This is a genomic window from Pseudomonas sp. WJP1 (genome assembly GCF_028471945.1).
Lineage (GTDB): Bacteria > Pseudomonadota > Gammaproteobacteria > Pseudomonadales > Pseudomonadaceae > Aquipseudomonas.
The window spans coordinates 6,606,189-6,623,464 of record NZ_CP110128.1 but is presented as its reverse complement, the minus strand read 5'-3'; the positions used below and the strand labels follow the sequence as shown (position 1 = coordinate 6,623,464).

Genomic DNA, 17,276 nt, shown 5'->3' with positions numbered 1-17,276 from the left:
TCGCTCCTACAAATTTTATGTCGTTCGCGAATATTGTGTATGACACGAAACCTGTAGGAGCGAGGCTTGCCCGCGAAGACGGCCTTCAATCCACCGAAAACCTGACTGCTAAACCTTGGCCTGAGCCAACGCCTCATGATGATCCAACGCCCGCTCCACCAACAAATGCACGCCATCGGCCATCCGGCTGAGCGCCAGGGCTACCGAGCGACGCGAGCCTTCCACATCGTCTGCCAGATCGGCCGCAATGGCACTGATGGACAGCAGGTCTTCTGAGGCATTGGCCAGAAGCGCTTCGGTGCCGATACCGGGAGAGACGGTGAAGAGCTGGAATTTTCGGCGCTTGGCCGGTTTTTCGTGAGGTGACGGGAAGTAATGAGAGAGGGCGCGGTCGGCGGCTTCTTTGAGTTTCTCGTCTTCGAAGGAAGCTTGGGAATCGGGATCGGTTTCCGGGGGATTGGGAGTTACTTTGAACATACTGATTCTCCATTGGATGAGTTTCAGCTGCACCATTCGGTTCCAAACGAATTAGGGTGGCAGCTGTACGCAGGTTGGAACCCGAGGTAAATGGAGAAAACCCGGTAGACCCGAAGGTCTCCCGCGCACAGCCGCCATAACGGAATGCACACATTCAAGGTGCGCAAGCATACGTTATGAATGGCGTTTTTTCGCCTTTTACACCTCGGGGTTCCAAACCCGGTCGCTGAATTTGCAGCGACACCCAAACGATAACGATCAGCACAAAAGCGCACCAGTCAGCGGGTTCCGGCATTGCTGTAGGCAGCGGTGTCAGGAGTTGTAGCCTTCCACCGTTTCTGCGGACAAATGTTTAAACACAAAACCCCATCGTCTGGCGAAGATGTCCAAAGGTTGAAGATTCCCAAAAAGGGACCTATCGTTCCCAATTTGGGACTCTTTGGTTGTCACTGTGCAAAACCTCTCTCTCAGCGAAGCCTTGTTCACGACCACTCAGCAAAAAGTGCTGGGCCTGTTGTTCGGCAAACCCGACCGAAGCTTTTACGCCAACGAGATCGCGCGCTGGGCTCAAGTGGGCAAAGGCAGCCTCATGCGCGAACTGGATCGCTTGCAACGGGCGGGGGTACTGACGATGTCCCGACAGGGCAACCAGACTCACTATCAAGCCAATCCCGATTGCCCGATCTATACAGAGCTCATGGGTATCACTCGCAAAACCTTCGGTATCGCACAGCCTTTGCGCGACGCCTTGCAGCCCTTCGCCGATCAGCTCGATTGGGCGTTTGTCTATGGGTCGATCGCCAAGGATCAGGCCAACGCATCCAGTGACATTGATCTCATGCTGATTGGTAAAGGGCTGCACTACAGTGAAGTGATGGAACGGCTCTTGCCCCTGGAAGAGCAACTGGGTCGCACCATTAACCCGACGCTCTACACCCCCGAAGACTGGGCAGCAAAGATAAAGGCTGAAAACAGCTTCGTCGTGCGGGTAGCGCAACAGGACAAGATCAATCTGATGGGTGAGAGCCCTATGGAGTCCAAGGATGGGCAGCAACGAGAGTCTGGAGAATCTGGTACGTAGCGGTGGGTTGAAGGTCGAGCCGCCGGAACCGCTTCACCATTGAGAGCTGTGGGGGTGGTTGGCGTCTTCTCGGACAAGTCGGATCGCCGCCCGCGAAGGCGTCGGTACTGCCGCTGAAAAAGCACCAGTCCACGTCACTCCCAGGTTTTGTTCAGCTGACATGAGGTTCGCCTCTGGCCAGCACTTACCTATCAGTTCTACTAGTAGACACCTTCAGCAAAGGAGCCGAAGCTCAATGCCATCAGCAAGGAGCAGCAGGAGCCCTGCCAATGCCTTCCCAAAACAAAGAAGTACTCTGCACTTATCACTATGATCCGCTGGATTGTTTGATTGGCTTGAATTCAGCCAAGCAGGACACTCTTCAGCGCTTTTACTGCAAAAGCCGGTTGGCCACGGAGATTCAGGGCCTGATGCGCTGTTCAATCGTGCAGCAAGGTGATCAGTTATTGGCACAACAGAAACGTCTGGGCGACACACTCGAAACTGCTTTATTGGCCACTGATCAGCAGCGTTCCGTGATGTACACAGTCGGCAGATTTCCGCTTCCGATTGTGTACTCACCCTACGGTCATCTTCGCGCAGAAAGTGGTTTAACCAGTTTGCTGGGTTTTAATGGTGAGCGGCCGGATGCAATGACAGGGCATTATTTGTTGGGTAATGGGCATCGGGCGTTTAATCCAGTTTTGATGCGTTTTAATAGTCCGGATCGTTTAAGTCCGTTTGATAAGGGGGGGATTAATTCCTATTCCTATTGTTTGGGTGATCCGATAAATATGAGCGATCCAACGGGAAGGGCCGGGACCTGGTACTCATTTTTCACTAATAAGGTGATTGATCTGTGGAGCAAGACAGATTTTAGTACGGGGATATTTAAAGGATATGTTGAATATCGTCCAATTCAAAATGTATCGGAGAGTCTTAAAAATCCATTGTCCAAGGCCAGTCTTCAATATTTAGAGTGGAGGGCGGCTCCTCGTGATGTAATGAAAAAGTATAAGCCGCAGCCAGTAACTGATCTGGGTGATGCGGATTTAATAAATAATCATGCACGAAATATGAGGGTTGAGTTAGGGTCGGCTGAATCGAGTGTTGCCAACGAAGCTATATTGAGCCCAAGAGGTCTTGAGATAGAAACCTTTCAATTTTCTCACGGAATTGTAATTTCTGAATTGAAAGATTTGTTTGAACGCTCCCATGGAAATGTAGAAGCTATAATGCCAAGTTCCATAAAGCGCGTGGAATGGCGTAACACTGACCTAGATGCTCGTGAAGTTGTATTTATGCGCAATAGCATTCGAAAACGATAGATATCGAATCATTACGGTGACCGTAACAATCCACCACTCCGCTTGATTGATACCCCCACCTAACCCTCCTACTGTGACCCCCACGACAGCGAACCCGTGGAGTGGTCATGACAACAACAATATCCCCCGACTCGCGATGGACGCGGCGGCGCAGCGAAAAGCAGCGGCGCCTTGCGCAGGTGCGAGACCTGGCTGACGGTGTGGTGTTGCCCACCGACAAGATCGTGGCGGCGCTGGAGGCGTTGATCCTGCCGGGCGATCGCGTGGTGCTGGAGGGCAACAACCAGAAGCAGGCGGATTTTCTTTCCCGCTCCCTGGCCAAGGCCGATCCGGGCAAGCTGCATGACCTGCACATGATCATGCCCAGCGTCGGTCGTTCCGAGCACCTGGACCTGTTCGAGCGCGGCATTGCGCGCAAGCTCGACTTCTCCTTTGCCGGCACCCAGAGCCTGCGCATCAGCCAATTGCTCGAAGACGGCTTGCTGGAAATCGGCGCGATCCACACCTACATCGAGCTTTATGCGCGACTGGTGGTCGACCTGATTCCCAACGTGGTGCTCAGCGCCGGCTTCATGGCCGACCGCGCCGGTAACATCTACACCGGCCCCAGCACCGAAGACACGCCGGCGCTGATCGAACCGGCCGCCTTCAGCGACGGCATCGTCATCGTCCAGGTCAACCAGCTGGTCGACGACGTCACTGATTTGCCACGCGTTGACATCCCTGCCTCTTGGGTCGATTTCGTGGTGGTGGCCGACAAGCCTTTCTACATCGAGCCGCTGTTCACCCGTGACCCCCGGCACATCAAGCCGGTGCATGTGCTGATGGCGATGATGGCGATTCGCGGGATCTACGAAAAACACAACGTGCAGTCGCTCAACCACGGCATCGGCTTCAACACGGCCGCCATCGAGCTGATCCTGCCGACCTACGGCGAATCCCTTGGCCTCAAGGGCAAGATCTGCCGCAACTGGACCCTCAATCCCCATCCGACCCTGATCCCCGCGATTGAAAGCGGCTGGGTTGAAAGCGTGCATTGCTTCGGCACCGAGTTGGGCATGGAAAACTACATCGCCGCCCGTCCCGACGTGTTCTTCACCGGCCGAGACGGCTCCCTGCGCTCCAACCGGATGTTCAGCCAACTGGCCGGGCAATACGCGGTGGACCTGTTCATCGGCGCGACCCTGCAAGTCGACGGCGACGGCCATTCTTCCACTGTGACCCGTGGTCGCCTGGCCGGTTTTGGTGGGGCGCCGAACATGGGCCACGACCCCCGCGGTCGCCGCCACGGCACGCCAGCCTGGCTCGACATGCGCCACGCCGACGCGGCCGAGCCGATGCTCGAACGCGGCAAGAAACTGGTGGTGCAAATGGTCGAGACCTTCCAGGAAGGCGGCAAACCGACCTTCGTCGAGACTCTCGACGCGGTGGACGTGGCGAAGAAAAGCGGCATGCCACTGGCGCCGATCATGATCTACGGCGACGACGTCACCCACCTGCTGACCGAAGAAGGCATCGCCTATTTGTACAAGGCCCGAACGCTGGAAGAACGCCAGGCAATGATCGCCGCCGTCGCTGGCGTGACCGCCATTGGCCTGCGCCACAACCCGAAAGATACCGCGCGCATGCGCCGCGAAGGCTTGATCGCCTTGCCCGAAGACCTCGGCATTCGCCGTACCGACGCCACCCGCGAACTGCTCGCCGCCAAAAGCGTGGCCGACCTGGTGGAGTGGTCCGGTGGCCTCTACAACCCGCCCGCCAAGTTCAGGAGCTGGTAATGCACGCACTCAACCTGCAACCGAAAACCCTGAGCCTGGCCGAACGCCTGGCGGACCTGGCGGTGGACGCGCTGATCGACGAGGCGGACTTGTCGCCGAAACCGGCGCTGGTTGACCGTCGCGGTAATGGCGCTCACACCGATCTGCACCTGGGGCTGATGCACGCCTCGGCGCTGGCCCTGTGGCCGGCGTTCAAGGAAATGGCTGAAGCCGCTATCGACATTGGCGAAATCGGCTTGCCGTTGCGTGAAGCCATTGGCCGGATCGGTCGTGAAGGCGAACAAGCGATGCTCGCCACCACCAACGGTGTGAACACACATCGCGGTGCCATCTGGGCGCTGGGCCTGCTGGTCGCCGCTGTTGCGCTCGAGCCGCAATCTACCACCGCTGGCTCCATCGCCCTGCGCGCGGCACGCCTGGCCTTGCTCGAGGACCGTTATGCACCGCGTCCACTGAGTCACGGCGCGCAAGTCGCCCAACGCTACGGCGCACGCGGTGCTCGTGAGGAAGCACAACTCGGCTACCCGGCGGTGACACAACGCGCACTGCCGCAACTCAAGCGCAGCCGCGCCGCGGGCCATGGCGAACAGAACGCCCGGCTCGATGCGCTGCTGGCGATCATGACGAACCTGGCCGACACCTGCGTGCTCTACCGCGCCGGTGAGGAAGGCCTGAGCACCATGCAGCTCGGCGCCCAGGCCGTGCTCGACGCCGGTGGCAGTGCCAGCCTCGCCGGTCGCCGCCGACTGCATGAGCTGGACCAACAATTAATCGCGTTGAATGCCTCGCCCGGTGGCGCTGCCGACCTGCTCGCAGCCTGCCTGTTCATCGACCGCATCGAGTCCGGCGACGGCATCATCCAGGGAGCCTTTTGATGGAAACCTTATCCTTTGAATTCCCCGCCGGGCAGCCGCCACGCGGCCGCACGCTGGTGGGTTGTGTCGGTTCGGGCGATCTGGAAGTGCTGATCGAGCCAGGTCAGCCCGGCAAGCTGAGCATCACCGTGCAGACTTCGGTCAATGGCAGCGAACAACGCTGGCAGCACCTGTTCGCTCGGATGTTCGACGGTCAGGTCCCGCCGGCCATGGACATCGATATCCACGATTTCGGCGCCACTCCTGGCGTGGTACGCCTGCGCCTGGAACAGGGCTTCGAGGAGATCGGCCATGACTGACAGCGTAGCGCTTCTTAACAAACACAGCTTCGTTGAGCTCGGTGCCCGGCAGCGGGCGAAAGCCTTGCTTGATGCCGGTACCTTCCGCGAATTGCTCGATCCGTTTCAACGCATCATGTCGCCGTGGCTGGCGCGCCAGGGCGTGGTGCCTCAGGCGGACGACGGTGTGGTGATCGCCAAGGGCAGCCTCGCCGGTTTACCGGTGGTGATCGCCGCTATCGAAGGTGCATTCCAGGGCGGCAGTCTCGGTGAGGTCGGCGGGGCGAAAATCGCCGGCGCACTGGAGCTGGCTGCCGAGGACAACCGCAAGGGCATCCCGACCCGCGCCGTGCTGCTGTTGGAAACCGGTGGTGTGCGTTTGCAGGAAGCCAACCTCGGCTTGGCGGCGATTGCCGATATCCATGCGGCGATTGTCGATTTGCGTCAGTACCAACCGGTGGTGGGCGTCATCGCAGGCAGCGTCGGTTGCTTTGGCGGCATGTCGATTGCCGCGGGCTTGTGCAGCTACTTGTTGGTGACCCAGGAAGCTCGCCTGGGCCTGAACGGTCCGCAGGTGATCGAACAGGAGGCGGGGCTCGAGGAATACGACTCGCGGGATCGCCCCTTCATCTGGAGCCTGACCGGCGGCGAGCAACGCTTTGCCACGGGGCTGGTGGATCGCTACGCCGAGGATGACGTGGCGCAGATTCGCCAGCAGGTCGGCGAATTGCTCAAGCAAGGTTTGCCCGCGCAGCATCGCAGTGCCCAGGCCGAACTGTTTCTGCAACGGCTGGCGTGTCTGGATGCCGAACCGCAAATCGAACCGGCTACGGTTCGCGACCTGTATCAAGGAGAGCGCGCATGAGTTCGTATTCCCTGAGGGGCTTGAATTGGTTCAACGCCTTGAGCCGCGATGCCAGGCCGGTCGACGGTTTGCCAGCCTCGCTGAAAGTGGCTGATGGATGCGTGGGTGAACAACCCGCGCGGTTTATCGCCGTGGTGGCCGACCCCGACAACCGTTTCGTCCGCGCCCGCAACGGTGAAGTCGGGTTGCTCGAAGGCTGGGGACTGGCCAAGGCGGTGGATGACGTCATCGCGGCTGATCAGGACAAGGCGCAAAAACGCGCCTTGATCGCCATCGTCGATGTACCGAGCCAGGCCTACGGCCGCCGCGAAGAAGCGCTCGGCATCCATCAGGCGCTGGCCGGTGCCGCCGACAGTTATGCCCGCGCCCGTCTGGCAGGTCATGCCGTGATCGGTTTGCTGGTGGGCAAGGCCATGTCCGGGGCTTTTCTCGCTCATGGCTATCAGGCCAATCGGCTGATCGCCCTGCGTGATCCGGGCGTGATGGTGCACGCCATGGGCAAGGCCTCGGCGGCGCGGGTGACCTTGCGCAGTGTCGAAGAGCTGGAAACCCTGGCCGCCAGCGTGCCGCCGATGGCCTATGACATCGACAGCTATGCCAGTCTCGGCCTGCTCTGGGAAACCTTGTCGGTGCAGCAAATCGAACAGCCAACCACGGAGGATTTGGAGCGGGTGACCGAATGCCTGACTCAGGCGATTGCCGATGTCGCGCACAAGGGTACTGATCTGAGCGTTCGCCTTGGGGCCGCCAATCGGGCGGCCTCGAGCAAGGTCCGCCAGTTGCTGAGGGAGCAGTGGTGAGCCGTTTTCTGGCCCACGACCTGCTCTGGGGCATGACCCCTCGGCAGCTGCCCGTGGATGCGCCTGCCTGGGCGGTCGAGTCGATTGGCGCGGGGCAGCCGGTGGTGGTGCGGCGTGCGGAATCGGCGGCAGGGCAGGTGGCGGTTGGCGTGCGTGGGCGTTTGCGTGAGCAGCGTTATGGGACGTCGATGGCGATTGCGGCAGTAACCCGTCGTGTCAGCCCGGAAGCGCTTTGCCACGTCGATAGCCAGCGTGACTGGCCGGCGCTCGAGGCACTGGCTCAATTGCGCCCCGCACTCGACGCCTGCGCTTGGGTCTGGGGTGTCAGCGGCAGTGCCGGTTTCGAGTTGGCCAGCGGCTTTGCAGCCCTGCATGAGGCCAGTGATCTGGATCTGATCCTGCGCACGCTGCAACCTCTGACGCGTGATCAGGCCCGGGAGCTGGTGACGTTGCTCGATACGGCGCCGTGTGTGGTGGACATGCAATTACAGACCTCGTTTGGCGCCGTCGCCCTGCGTGAATGGGCGGGGTCTTCCCCTCGGGTTCTGCTCAAGAAGGCAACGGGAGCCTGCCTGGTCATCGACCCATGGAACCCGCAGGAGCAGGCAGCGTGAGCAGCTTGCTGGTGTTCCCGGGACAGGGCGCGCAGCGGCCCGGCATGCTCCAGGGCTTGCCTCGGGAAACGCTGATCGAAGCCAGCGACCTGTTGGGTGAAGACGTTCGGTTGCTCGATTCTGCCCAGGCCTTGCAATCGACAAGGGCGGTGCAGCTCTGTCTGTTGATCGCGGGTGTGGCGGCTGCACGGCAGTTGTCATTGTCGGCGGACTACGTCGCGGGGCTTTCCATCGGTGCCTACCCGGCAGCGGTGGTAGCGGGTGCCTTGGGTTTCGGCGATGCGCTGCATCTGGTCAGCCTGCGCGGTGAGTTGATGCAGCAGGCGTATCCACAGGGTTACGGAATGACCGCGATCATCGGCCTGGAACTGGTTGTGGTGGAAGGCTTGCTGGCCCAGGTTCACAGCGTCGATACGCCGGTTTACCTGGCCAATATCAACGCCGATAACCAGGTGGTGATTGCCGGCAGTGACGCCGGGATGAAAGCGCTGGCCGAGCTGGCAAGGGCGCGTGGGGCAGGGATGGCCAAGCGTCTGGCCGTGAGTGTGCCGTCGCACTGCCCACTGCTGGACGTACCGGCGCAAACCCTGGCCGAAGCGTTCGCCAAGGTGACACTGCAAACGCCAAAGATTGGCTACCTGAGCGGCAGCCGCGCGCGCCCGGTGATCAAGGTTGACGCCTTGCGCGACGACCTGGCCTTCAACATGTGCCGCGTGGTGGATTGGCGCGGCACGGTACAAAGCGCCTACGAGCGTGGCGTACGTCTGCAGATCGAACTGCCGCCCGGTGCGGTGCTGACCGGGCTGGCGCGCCGGGTGTTCGAACAGGGCACCGTGATTGCTTTCGACGGTGCCCGGCTCGATACCCTGCAGGCGCTGTTGCGTGAGGAGGGAAGTCGCCACCCCTAGAGCAACCCTGAGGCTTCGAACAACAAGAACAACATTCGACGATGCACTTTGAGGACGACAACAATGATTATTTACGGTGTGGCGCTGCTCGCGATCTGTACGCTGGCAGGGGTGATCATGGGAGACATGCTCGGTGTCTTGCTGGGCGTCAAATCCAACGTCGGCGGGGTCGGGATCGCCATGATCCTGTTGATCTGCGCGCGGCTGTGGATGCAGAAACGCGGTGGCATGACCAAGGATTGCGAAATGGGCGTGGGCTTCTGGGGTGCCATGTACATTCCAGTGGTCGTGGCGATGGCCGCGCAACAGAACGTGGTCACGGCATTGCACGGCGGTCCGGTGGCGGTGCTGGCGGCGATCGGTTCGGTGGTGGTCTGCGGCTGCACCATTGCCTTGATCAGCCGGACCCACAAAGGCGAACCCTTGCCCGATGAACCGGCGGAAATCTCCCCCGTCGGCACACCTGTAGGAGGTCGCTGATATGTGGGATCTCATCGAGAAAGGCCTGGAACACAACGGCCTGGTCACTGCATTCGCCTTCGTCGGCGTGATCATGTGGGTGTCGGTCATCCTCTCCAAGCGCCTGACCTTCGGGCGCATCCATGGCTCGGCGATTGCCATCGTCATCGGCCTGGTGCTGGCCTGGGTCGGCGGCACCATGACCGGCGGGCAAAAAGGCCTGGCGGACCTGACTTTGTTCTCCGGCATCGGCCTGATGGGCGGCGCCATGCTGCGGGACTTCGCCATCGTCGCCACGGCGTTCGAAGTGCAGGCCACCGAAGCGCGCAAGGCCGGCTTGATCGGCGTGATCGCGCTGCTGCTGGGCACGGTGCTGCCGTTCATTGTCGGCGCCTGCATGGCCTGGGTATTCGGTTATCGCGATGCGGTGAGCATGACCACGATTGGCGCGGGTGCGGTGACCTACATCGTCGGGCCGGTGACCGGTGCGGCGATTGGCGCGACCTCGGACGTGATGGCGCTGTCGATTGCCACCGGGTTGATCAAGGCGATCCTGGTGATGGTCGGCACCCCGATGGCAGCACGCTGGATGGGCCTGGATAACCCGCGTTCGGCGATGGTGTTCGGTGGTTTGGCTGGCACGGTGAGCGGTGTGACGGCGGGGCTGGCGGCGACGGATCGGCGGTTGGTGCCTTATGGGGCTTTGACGGCGACTTTCCATACCGGGCTTGGCTGCCTGCTCGGGCCTTCGTTGCTGTACTTCATTGTTCGCGGGATTGTCGGCTGATCCGCTAGATAATTGTTGAATGTAGCGCCGTCTTCGCGAGCAAGCCCGCTCCCACATTTGATTGCATTCCAATGTGGGAGCGGGCTTGCTCGCGAAGGGCGCGACTCGGTTTCAAGCCTGGCGATTGGCGTACATCCGGCACTCCGCCAGCAACGCCAGCAAATTCGGATCGCGCTCCTTGGCCTTCAGGAACACCACGCCGATGTGCTGCTGCATCCGATACTTCTCCTGCAGCGGAATCAGCTTCACCCGATTCTCGTACACCGCCGCAATCCTGCCCGGCAGCAACGCATAACCGACGCCTGAGCTGACCATGCTCAGCAGGGTGAAGATGTCGTTGACCTGCATCGCCACCTTGGGTTCGAACCCCGCCTGACTGAACACCCGATTGCTGTCCTGATGCGTGGCAAAACCCTGGGTCAGGGTGATGAAGGTCTCTTCGCGGACTTCGGCGAGGTCGACTTCGCTTCTTTGCGCAAACTTCGAATCGGCCGGTGTTGCCAGGAAGATGTCGTCGGAAAACAGCTCGATATGCGCAAGGTCCGGGTCGTTGATGCTGTCGTCCAGGGACACCAGGATCGCATCGACCTCCATGTTCTTGAGCTTGTACAACAGGTCGAAATTCGAGCCGAGGATCAGGTCGATATTGAGCTCGGTGCGGCGGATCTTCAGGCCCATGATCAACTGCGGCACCGTCTTCACCGTCAGCGAATACAACGAGCCCAATTTGAAACGCTCGGCGGAAAACCCGGCGGCTTCGCGGGTCAGGCGCACGGTTTCCACGACATCCTGAATCAGTTTCTGCGCCCGTTCTTCCAGCACGTAGGCGCTTTCCAGTGGCGTGAGGTTGCGCCCCTCGTGCTTGAACAGCGGGCAGCGCAGGGCGCTTTCCAGGGAGTGGATCGCCCGATGTACGCTAACGTTACTGGTCTGCAATTCGGCCGCAGCGCGGGCCAGGTTGCCGGTGCGCATGAAGGCCAGGAACACCTCGAGTTTTTTCAGGGTCAACTCTTCATCGATCAACATGGGGTGGACTCTTTTTGGAATAACCCGATTGTGCACGTATGTGGGTGTCTGTAGGAGCGCACCCTATTGAGCTTTATCGATTTTCGAGGTGGGTAAGCGATGTATCACGGAGAAAGATTGAACGCCTGGACGCATCTGGTCGGAGCAGTGGCAGCCTTTGTCGGCGGTGTGTGGCTGATCGTGCTCGCCAGCCTTGACGGCAGTCCGTGGAAGATTGTCAGCATGGCGATCTATGCCTTTACCTTGCTGGTGCTGTACAGCGCATCGACCGTGTACCACAGCGTGCGCGGACGCAAGAAAGCGATCATGCAGAAGGTCGATCACTTTTCGATCTACCTGTTGATCGCCGGCAGCTACACGCCGTTCTGCCTGGTGACCTTGCGCGGGCCTTGGGGTTGGACCTTGTTCGGGATTGTCTGGGGGCTGGCGCTGATTGGCATACTGCAGGAGATCAAGCCGAGGTCGGAAGCGCGGATCCTGTCGATCGTGATCTACGCGGTGATGGGCTGGATCGTGTTGGTGGCGGTCAAGCCGCTGCTGGCGGCGCTTGGCAGTGCGGGGTTTGCGTGGCTGGCGTCGGGTGGGGTTTTGTATACCGTGGGGATTATCTTCTTTGCCCTGGATCATCGTTTGCGCCATGCCCACGGGGTCTGGCATTTGTTCGTGATCGCGGGGAGTTTGCTGCATTTTGTCGCGATTTTCTTTTATGTCCTTTAAACCGCGGTGCGGCCATTCGCGAGCAAGCCCGCTCCCACATTAGATCTCCATCGATCAATGTGGGAGCGGGCTTGCTCGCGAAGGCGGACTAGAAGTCGCCCCAAAGCTGTTGGGCAACCGCCAGTGCCACAACCGGCGCAGTCTCGGTGCGCAAAACTCGCGGACCCAGTCGGGCAGCGTGGAAGCCAGCCCCCTTCGCCTGATCTACTTCAGCATCCGACAGCCCACCCTCCGGGCCAATCAGGAACGCCAGCGTCGCAGGCTTGGCATGGCTGACCAAGGGCTCAGCCACCGGATGCAGCACCAGCTTCAGTTCAGCCTCAGTCTGCTTCAACCAATCGGCCAACAGCACCGGTGGATGAATCACCGGAACCCGTGAGCGTCCGCATTGTTCGCACGCGCTGATCGCCACCTGGCGCCAGTGCAGCAGGCGTTTGTCGGCGCGCTCGTCCTTTAGCCGCACTTCGCAGCGTTCACTGAAGATCGGCGTGATTTGCGTGACGCCCAGTTCAGTCGCTTTCTGGATCGCCCAGTCCATGCGCTCGCCACGGGACAAGCCTTGGCCGAGGTGGATTTGCAACGGCGATTCCACCTGGCCGGCAAACTGTTCATTGATCTGTACCACCACGCGTTTTTTGCCGACTTCCACCAGCGTGCCGCGAAATTCATGGCCGGAACCGTCGAACAGTTGCAACGCATCGCCCTCGGCCATGCGCAGCACGCGACCGATGTAATGGGCCTGGGCTTCGGGCAATTCGTGCTCGCCGGTGCTCAGGGGGGCGTCGATAAAGAAGCGGGACAGTCTCATGCGGGATCTCTGAAGAAATGTGAATCAGTGGAGTTGGTGTCGCCTTCATTCGCGAGCAAGCCCGCTCCCACAGGGTATACGCGGTCAACTGTGGGAGCGGGCTTGCTCGCGAAGACGCCGGCCCGGGCACCACTGAATTGTAATTAAGCGACTTAGCCCGGATCGCGGAAACCGGGATGGAAGTCCTTCGGCACCGCCACGCTGACGCTTTCGCGGGTGGCAATGTCGATGCCTTCACTGGCGACTTCGGCGAGGAAGTCGATCTGCTCCGGGGTAATCACATACGGCGGCAGGAAATACACCACGCTGCCCAGCGGCCGAAGCAGGGCACCACGCTCCAGTGCATGCTGGAACACCTTCAGGCCACGGCGTTCCTGCCATGGATAGGCTTCTTTGCTGGCCTTGTCCTTGACCATTTCGATGGCCAGCACCATGCCGGTCTGACGCACTTCGCTGACGTTCGGATGGTCGACCAGATGCGCAGTGGAGGAGGCCATGCGCTGCGCCAGGGCCTTGTTGTTTTCGATGACCTTGTCTTCTTCGAAGATATCCAGCGTTGCCAGGGCCGCCGCGCACGCCAGCGGGTTGCCCGTATAGCTGTGGGAATGCAGGAAGGCGCGCAGGGTCGGGTAATCGTCGTAGAAGGCGCTGTAGACCTCATCGGTGGTCAGGCACGCCGCCAGCGGCAGGTAGCCGCCGGTCAGGGCCTTGGACAGACAGAGGAAGTCCGGCCGGATGCCGGCCTGCTCACAGGCGAACATCGTGCCGGTACGGCCGAAGCCAACGGCGATTTCGTCGTGGATCAGGTGCACGCCATAGCGGTCGCAGGCTTCACGCAGCAGCTTGAGGTACACCGGGTGGTACATGCGCATGCCGCCGGCGCCTTGGATCAGCGGCTCGACGATCACGGCGGCGACGGTGTCATGGTTCTCGGCCAGGGTCTGTTCCATGGCGGCGAACATGTTGCGCGAGTGCTCTTCCCAGCTCATGCCCTCAGGGCGCAGGTAGCAATCGGGGCTCGGCACCTTGATGGTGTCGAGCAGCAGCGCCTTGTAGGTTTCGGTGAACAGCGGCACGTCACCCACCGACATCGCCGCCATGGTTTCGCCGTGGTAGCTGTTGGTCAGGGTGACGAAGCGCTTCTTGTTCGGTTGGCCGCGGTTGAGCCAGTAGTGAAAGCTCATTTTCAGCGCGACTTCGATGCAGGACGAACCGTTATCGGCGTAGAAGCACCGTGTCAGGCCCTCGGGCGTCATCTTCACCAGGCGCTCGGACAATTCGATCACCGGCTGATGGCTGAACCCGGCGAGGATCACGTGTTCCAGTTGATCGACCTGATCCTTGATGCGCTGGTTGATGCGCGGGTTGGCATGGCCGAACACGTTCACCCACCAGGAGCTCACCGCGTCGAGGTAGCGCTTGCCTTCGAAATCTTCCAGCCACACGCCTTCACCGCGCTTGATCGGGATCAGCGGCAGTTGTTCGTGATCTTTCATCTGGGTGCAGGGATGCCACAACACCGCGAGATCGCGTTGCATCCACTGGTTATTCAGGCCCATGTTCAGTCTCCTCGAGGCGGTCCGTGACATGCGCGGACATACAATCGCGCAAGCCTATGCAATGCGTGCCTCGGGAACAACCCATTGTGTCGATTGAGCTACTTTGTATAGGGCGGTAGACGTTGCTGGCGGGCGTCTGAAGGCTGACGTATCCTTCGCGGTTCTTGAGCCGCCTGGCTCGTAAAACCGCTATTTTTTCCTGAATTTCCGGAGTTCGCTGAATGTCTGTCGGTTGGCTGCGCGCCTGTGCGCTGGTGATGTTGGGGCTGTTCAGCGTGTCTGCGCTGGCCAAGGATAAAACCGCGATCGTGATCGGCGGCGGGGTCTCGGGCCTCACGGCTGCTTATGAGCTGCAGAACAAAGGCTGGCAGGTCACGCTGCTGGAAGCCAAGCCAAGCCTGGGTGGCCGCTCCGGCATGGCCACCAGCGAGTGGATCGGCAACGACAAGACCCAGCCAGTCCTGAACAAGTACGTCTCGACGTTCAAGCTGAGCACCACGCCAGCGCCGGAATTCGTGCGTACACCCAGCTACCTGATCGACGGCGTGTATTACACCGCTGCCGATCTTGCCACCAAGGACCCGACCACTGCCGAAGCGCTCAAGCGCTACGAAAAGACTGTGGATGACCTGGCGCGCTCGATCGAAGACCCGCTGAACCCGGCAGCCAACAACACGCTGCACGCCCTGGACCAGATCAACGTGTCCAATTGGCTTGATCGCCTGAGCCTGCCGCCGACTGCCCGTCAGTTGGTGAACCAGCAGATTCGTACCCGTTACGACGAACCTTCGCGTATCTCGCTGCTTTACTTCGCCCAGCAGAGCCGCGTTTACCGTGGTGTTTCCGACCGTGACCTGCGCGCTTCGCGTCTGGTCGGCGGCAGCCCGGTGCTGGCCCAGGCCTTCGTCAAGCAGCTGAAAACCATCAAGACCAGCTCCCCGGTCTCGTCCATTACCCAGGACAAGGATGGCGTCACCGTCAAGGTCGGCAGCGTTGGCTATCAGGCTGACTACGTGGTACTGGCCGTGCCTCTGCGTGCCCTGAACAAGATCCAGATGACCCCGGCACTGGATGCCCAGCACTTGGCCGCGATCAAGGGCACCAACTACGGCTGGCGCGACCAGATCATGCTGAAGTTCAAGACGCCAGTGTGGGAGCCCAAGGCGCGCATGTCCGGCGAGATTTTCAGTAATACCGGCCTCGGTATGTTGTGGATCGAGCCGGCCTTGAAGGGCGGCGCCAACGTGGTGATCAACCTGTCCGGCGATAACGCACGGGTCATGCAGGCGTTCGGCGACAAGCAGATGGTCGATCAGGTGTTGATTCGCCTGCACGCGTTTTATCCACAGGCACGTGGTTCGTTTACCGGTTATGAAATCCGTCGCTACAGCACCGACCCTTCGATGGGCGGCGCTTACCTGGCGTTCGGCCCGGGCCAGATCAGCAAGTTCTGGCGCCTGTGGGAGCGTCCGACTCAGCGCGTAGCCTTTGCCGGCGAACACACCGACGCTCTCTACCCGGGCACCCTGGAAGGCGCGTTGCGCTCCGGTCAGCGCGCGGCCGGTCAGGTTGAAGACCTGGCGGCGGGCAAGTCGTTTGACCCGGCGAAGGCCGCTCCAGTAGCCGCCGCAGCTGCAGCCGGCGCGGTGGCGGCGAAGAAGGGCAACTTCTTCACCAACCTGTTTGGCGGCTCGGATGACGAGAAGAAGCCAGAGCCGGTCAAGGCGCCAGAACCAGTCGCTCCAGCGCCTGCACCAGCCCCAACGCCGGCACCAGCAGCTGCACCGGTCGAGGCTGCGAAGCCTGCTGCACCGGTGAAGGCTGAGCCAGCCAAGAAAGCGCCAGCCAAAGCCCCGGCGAAGAAACCGGCAGCCAAGACCGAGGCAAAAAAAGCCCCGGCGAAAAAGGCTGAGCCGGCGAAGAAGCCAGCGGCGGGCACTGTTACCAAGGCCCAGTAACGTTCAGGTGTAAAAAAAGCGCGGCCCCAGGGCTGCGCTTTTTTTTTGCTCGTACGATTGCTGTCCTACAGAATTTAGCGCTGGGCCAGATATTTCCCACAAATTAATCAGAAGTAGATGATTGTTATATGCAAGCCACAAACCTATTCTCTTTAAGAGGTATGGAGGGTGTATGAAGGCGCTAGTAGCAATAATAGTAGTAATCGCACTTTCTGGCTGTGCAAGTGGTGAATTCTTTCCTAAAGGATACGGCCATCGATTAGCTCATAAATGTGAGATTGATCCGTACTATTATGAGTGCCTGAATCCGCCCCCAGCCTTCAGAAATTAGTTATTATTTAAACTGCAAGGGGCTATTAGAGAGGTCCTAATGAAAATTTCCATGTTTTAATTTCCGTTCCATCCTCTAGCACTCTGGTGAACCGCTCCTTTGCCTTTGGAATACGACCAGGAACGAATCCGGAGCGGGCCCAGCACAGATTTCCCGTGCGCTGATCGTAAATGACTAGATTCCCGTCATCTTGGATAACCACACACGTGTTGTACCACAGCGATTTATCAGTGCTGTGAGTGCTCTCAGCAATCCATGATCGTCTTCTGGAGGGATCATATAGAAAGCCACTATTGCTGATCACGAACATCAGCGGCTCACGCATTCTTTTCGGATACAGCGTTCTGCTATAAATCTGATTTTCATCTGCAACCCAAACTACTGTGTCGCCATCTTTAATCACCAAGTTTCCGTCGGCCTGCAATATCAGTCGAAATCGTCCGTTCGCGGATATTAGGTGCTGCCCCGCCGACATCTTTTGATTGGGAGGTAACACCGGCGAGCCACTTGCTTGAAATGGGGTGTAAGTAATAGCCATGGTTTCACCTTTTCCAACGAGTTATTGAGCACTCATTTGATCAAGTTGGAACGCCGAAATGGCAATACATATATATAGCTTGTCTTAAAAAATCATCGGTGGTTAGCGTG

At 59.8% G+C, this 17,276-nt stretch carries 18 protein-coding genes; 13 read left to right on the top strand and 5 right to left on the bottom strand.

Annotation, left to right across the window (positions count from 1 at the left end; genetic code table 11):
* Nucleotides 1–108 precede the first annotated feature (108 nt).
* The gene (locus OH720_RS29860; protein WP_272606536.1) at nucleotides 109–477 is read right to left on the bottom strand and encodes a DUF6124 family protein; all 369 of its coding nucleotides are present in this window, start codon (nucleotides 475–477) and stop codon (nucleotides 109–111) included.
* Nucleotides 478–928: 451 nt separating this feature from the next.
* Here OH720_RS29860 and OH720_RS29855 point away from each other — a divergent pair, with 451 nt between their 5' ends.
* From OH720_RS29855 to madM, 11 genes are all read left to right on the top strand, one after another.
* Nucleotides 929–1,558, top strand: coding sequence for a hypothetical protein (locus OH720_RS29855; protein ID WP_008063467.1), 630 nt, complete (start codon nucleotides 929–931; stop codon nucleotides 1,556–1,558).
* 269 nt (nucleotides 1,559–1,827) lie between these two features.
* Nucleotides 1,828–2,865 (top strand): RHS repeat-associated core domain-containing protein, encoded by a 1,038-nt coding sequence (locus OH720_RS29850; RefSeq protein WP_272603876.1) that lies wholly within the window; start codon nucleotides 1,828–1,830, stop codon nucleotides 2,863–2,865.
* A 107-nt stretch (nucleotides 2,866–2,972) separates the two neighbouring features.
* The gene (mdcA, locus tag OH720_RS29845) at nucleotides 2,973–4,643 is read left to right on the top strand and encodes a malonate decarboxylase subunit alpha (RefSeq protein ID WP_272603875.1); all 1,671 of its coding nucleotides are present in this window, start codon (nucleotides 2,973–2,975) and stop codon (nucleotides 4,641–4,643) included.
* A complete protein-coding gene (locus OH720_RS29840) occupies nucleotides 4,643–5,518 on the top strand; it encodes a triphosphoribosyl-dephospho-CoA synthase (protein WP_272603874.1) in 876 nt (291 codons plus the stop codon). The genes mdcA and OH720_RS29840 overlap by 1 nt, the downstream gene beginning before the upstream one ends.
* The gene (locus OH720_RS29835; protein ID WP_020797395.1) at nucleotides 5,518–5,817 is read left to right on the top strand and encodes a malonate decarboxylase subunit delta; all 300 of its coding nucleotides are present in this window, start codon (nucleotides 5,518–5,520) and stop codon (nucleotides 5,815–5,817) included. The genes OH720_RS29840 and OH720_RS29835 overlap by 1 nt, the downstream gene beginning before the upstream one ends.
* Nucleotides 5,810–6,661, top strand: a complete 852-nt coding sequence (locus tag OH720_RS29830; RefSeq protein ID WP_272603873.1) for a biotin-independent malonate decarboxylase subunit beta — start codon at nucleotides 5,810–5,812, stop codon at nucleotides 6,659–6,661. The genes OH720_RS29835 and OH720_RS29830 overlap by 8 nt, the downstream gene beginning before the upstream one ends.
* Nucleotides 6,658–7,461: a biotin-independent malonate decarboxylase subunit gamma gene (gene mdcE, locus OH720_RS29825; protein WP_272603872.1), complete on the top strand. Its 804-nt coding sequence runs from the start codon at nucleotides 6,658–6,660 to the stop codon at nucleotides 7,459–7,461. The genes OH720_RS29830 and mdcE overlap by 4 nt, the downstream gene beginning before the upstream one ends.
* A complete protein-coding gene (locus tag OH720_RS29820; protein WP_272603871.1) occupies nucleotides 7,455–8,075 on the top strand; it encodes a malonate decarboxylase holo-ACP synthase in 621 nt (206 codons plus the stop codon). The genes mdcE and OH720_RS29820 overlap by 7 nt, the downstream gene beginning before the upstream one ends.
* Nucleotides 8,072–8,983 (top strand): malonate decarboxylase subunit epsilon, encoded by a 912-nt coding sequence (gene mdcH / locus OH720_RS29815; protein WP_272603870.1) that lies wholly within the window; start codon nucleotides 8,072–8,074, stop codon nucleotides 8,981–8,983. Before OH720_RS29820 ends, mdcH begins: the two co-directional genes overlap by 4 nt.
* A gap of 63 nt (nucleotides 8,984–9,046) precedes the next feature.
* Nucleotides 9,047–9,463, top strand: coding sequence for a malonate transporter subunit MadL (gene madL / locus OH720_RS29810; RefSeq protein WP_008063455.1), 417 nt, complete (start codon nucleotides 9,047–9,049; stop codon nucleotides 9,461–9,463).
* 1 nt (nucleotide 9,464) lies between these two features.
* Entirely contained in the window at nucleotides 9,465–10,229 is a 765-nt protein-coding gene (gene madM / locus OH720_RS29805; RefSeq protein ID WP_008063454.1) for a malonate transporter subunit MadM, read from the top strand.
* A gap of 111 nt (nucleotides 10,230–10,340) precedes the next feature.
* Here the strand turns inward: madM and OH720_RS29800 are convergent, their stop codons facing one another.
* A complete protein-coding gene (locus tag OH720_RS29800; RefSeq protein ID WP_008063452.1) occupies nucleotides 10,341–11,255 on the bottom strand; it encodes a LysR family transcriptional regulator in 915 nt (304 codons plus the stop codon).
* A 99-nt stretch (nucleotides 11,256–11,354) separates the two neighbouring features.
* Between OH720_RS29800 and trhA the strand changes: the two genes are divergently transcribed.
* Nucleotides 11,355–11,972 (top strand): PAQR family membrane homeostasis protein TrhA, encoded by a 618-nt coding sequence (gene trhA / locus OH720_RS29795; RefSeq protein WP_272603869.1) that lies wholly within the window; start codon nucleotides 11,355–11,357, stop codon nucleotides 11,970–11,972.
* Nucleotides 11,973–12,060: 88 nt separating this feature from the next.
* Here trhA and OH720_RS29790 read toward each other — a convergent pair whose 3' ends face one another.
* A complete protein-coding gene (locus OH720_RS29790; protein ID WP_272603868.1) occupies nucleotides 12,061–12,780 on the bottom strand; it encodes a 16S rRNA (uracil(1498)-N(3))-methyltransferase in 720 nt (239 codons plus the stop codon).
* Between the two features lie 152 nt (nucleotides 12,781–12,932).
* Entirely contained in the window at nucleotides 12,933–14,339 is a 1,407-nt protein-coding gene (locus OH720_RS29785; protein WP_272603867.1) for an adenosylmethionine--8-amino-7-oxononanoate transaminase, read from the bottom strand.
* Nucleotides 14,340–14,560: 221 nt separating this feature from the next.
* On the opposite strand from OH720_RS29785, the gene OH720_RS29780 reads away from it, so the two are divergent.
* Nucleotides 14,561–16,297: a flavin monoamine oxidase family protein gene (locus tag OH720_RS29780; protein ID WP_272603866.1), complete on the top strand. Its 1,737-nt coding sequence runs from the start codon at nucleotides 14,561–14,563 to the stop codon at nucleotides 16,295–16,297.
* Between the two features lie 356 nt (nucleotides 16,298–16,653).
* On the opposite strand, the gene OH720_RS29775 is transcribed toward OH720_RS29780, so the two are convergent.
* Nucleotides 16,654–17,166 carry a hypothetical protein gene (locus tag OH720_RS29775; protein ID WP_272603865.1) on the bottom strand — a complete coding sequence of 171 codons (513 nt, stop codon included), beginning with the start codon at nucleotides 17,164–17,166 and terminating at the stop codon, nucleotides 16,654–16,656.
* Nucleotides 17,167–17,276 lie beyond the last annotated feature (110 nt).

Coding starts and splice junctions, on each gene's coding strand:
- OH720_RS29840 (WP_272603874.1), top strand. CDS start 4,643: ATGCACGCACTCAACCTGCAACCGAAAACCCTGAGCCTGGCCGAACGC.
- OH720_RS29830 (WP_272603873.1), top strand. CDS start 5,810: ATGACTGACAGCGTAGCGCTTCTTAACAAACACAGCTTCGTTGAGCTC.
- OH720_RS29850 (WP_272603876.1), top strand. CDS start 1,828: ATGCCTTCCCAAAACAAAGAAGTACTCTGCACTTATCACTATGATCCG.
- OH720_RS29775 (WP_272603865.1), bottom strand. CDS start 17,166: ATGGCTATTACTTACACCCCATTTCAAGCAAGTGGCTCGCCGGTGTTA.
- OH720_RS29790 (WP_272603868.1), bottom strand. CDS start 12,780: ATGAGACTGTCCCGCTTCTTTATCGACGCCCCCCTGAGCACCGGCGAG.
- mdcA (WP_272603875.1), top strand. CDS start 2,973: ATGACAACAACAATATCCCCCGACTCGCGATGGACGCGGCGGCGCAGC.
- OH720_RS29800 (WP_008063452.1), bottom strand. CDS start 11,255: ATGTTGATCGATGAAGAGTTGACCCTGAAAAAACTCGAGGTGTTCCTG.
- OH720_RS29860 (WP_272606536.1), bottom strand. CDS start 477: ATGTTCAAAGTAACTCCCAATCCCCCGGAAACCGATCCCGATTCCCAA.
- mdcE (WP_272603872.1), top strand. CDS start 6,658: ATGAGTTCGTATTCCCTGAGGGGCTTGAATTGGTTCAACGCCTTGAGC.
- OH720_RS29780 (WP_272603866.1), top strand. CDS start 14,561: ATGTCTGTCGGTTGGCTGCGCGCCTGTGCGCTGGTGATGTTGGGGCTG.
- OH720_RS29785 (WP_272603867.1), bottom strand. CDS start 14,339: ATGGGCCTGAATAACCAGTGGATGCAACGCGATCTCGCGGTGTTGTGG.
- madL (WP_008063455.1), top strand. CDS start 9,047: ATGATTATTTACGGTGTGGCGCTGCTCGCGATCTGTACGCTGGCAGGG.
- OH720_RS29835 (WP_020797395.1), top strand. CDS start 5,518: ATGGAAACCTTATCCTTTGAATTCCCCGCCGGGCAGCCGCCACGCGGC.
- madM (WP_008063454.1), top strand. CDS start 9,465: ATGTGGGATCTCATCGAGAAAGGCCTGGAACACAACGGCCTGGTCACT.
- trhA (WP_272603869.1), top strand. CDS start 11,355: ATGTATCACGGAGAAAGATTGAACGCCTGGACGCATCTGGTCGGAGCA.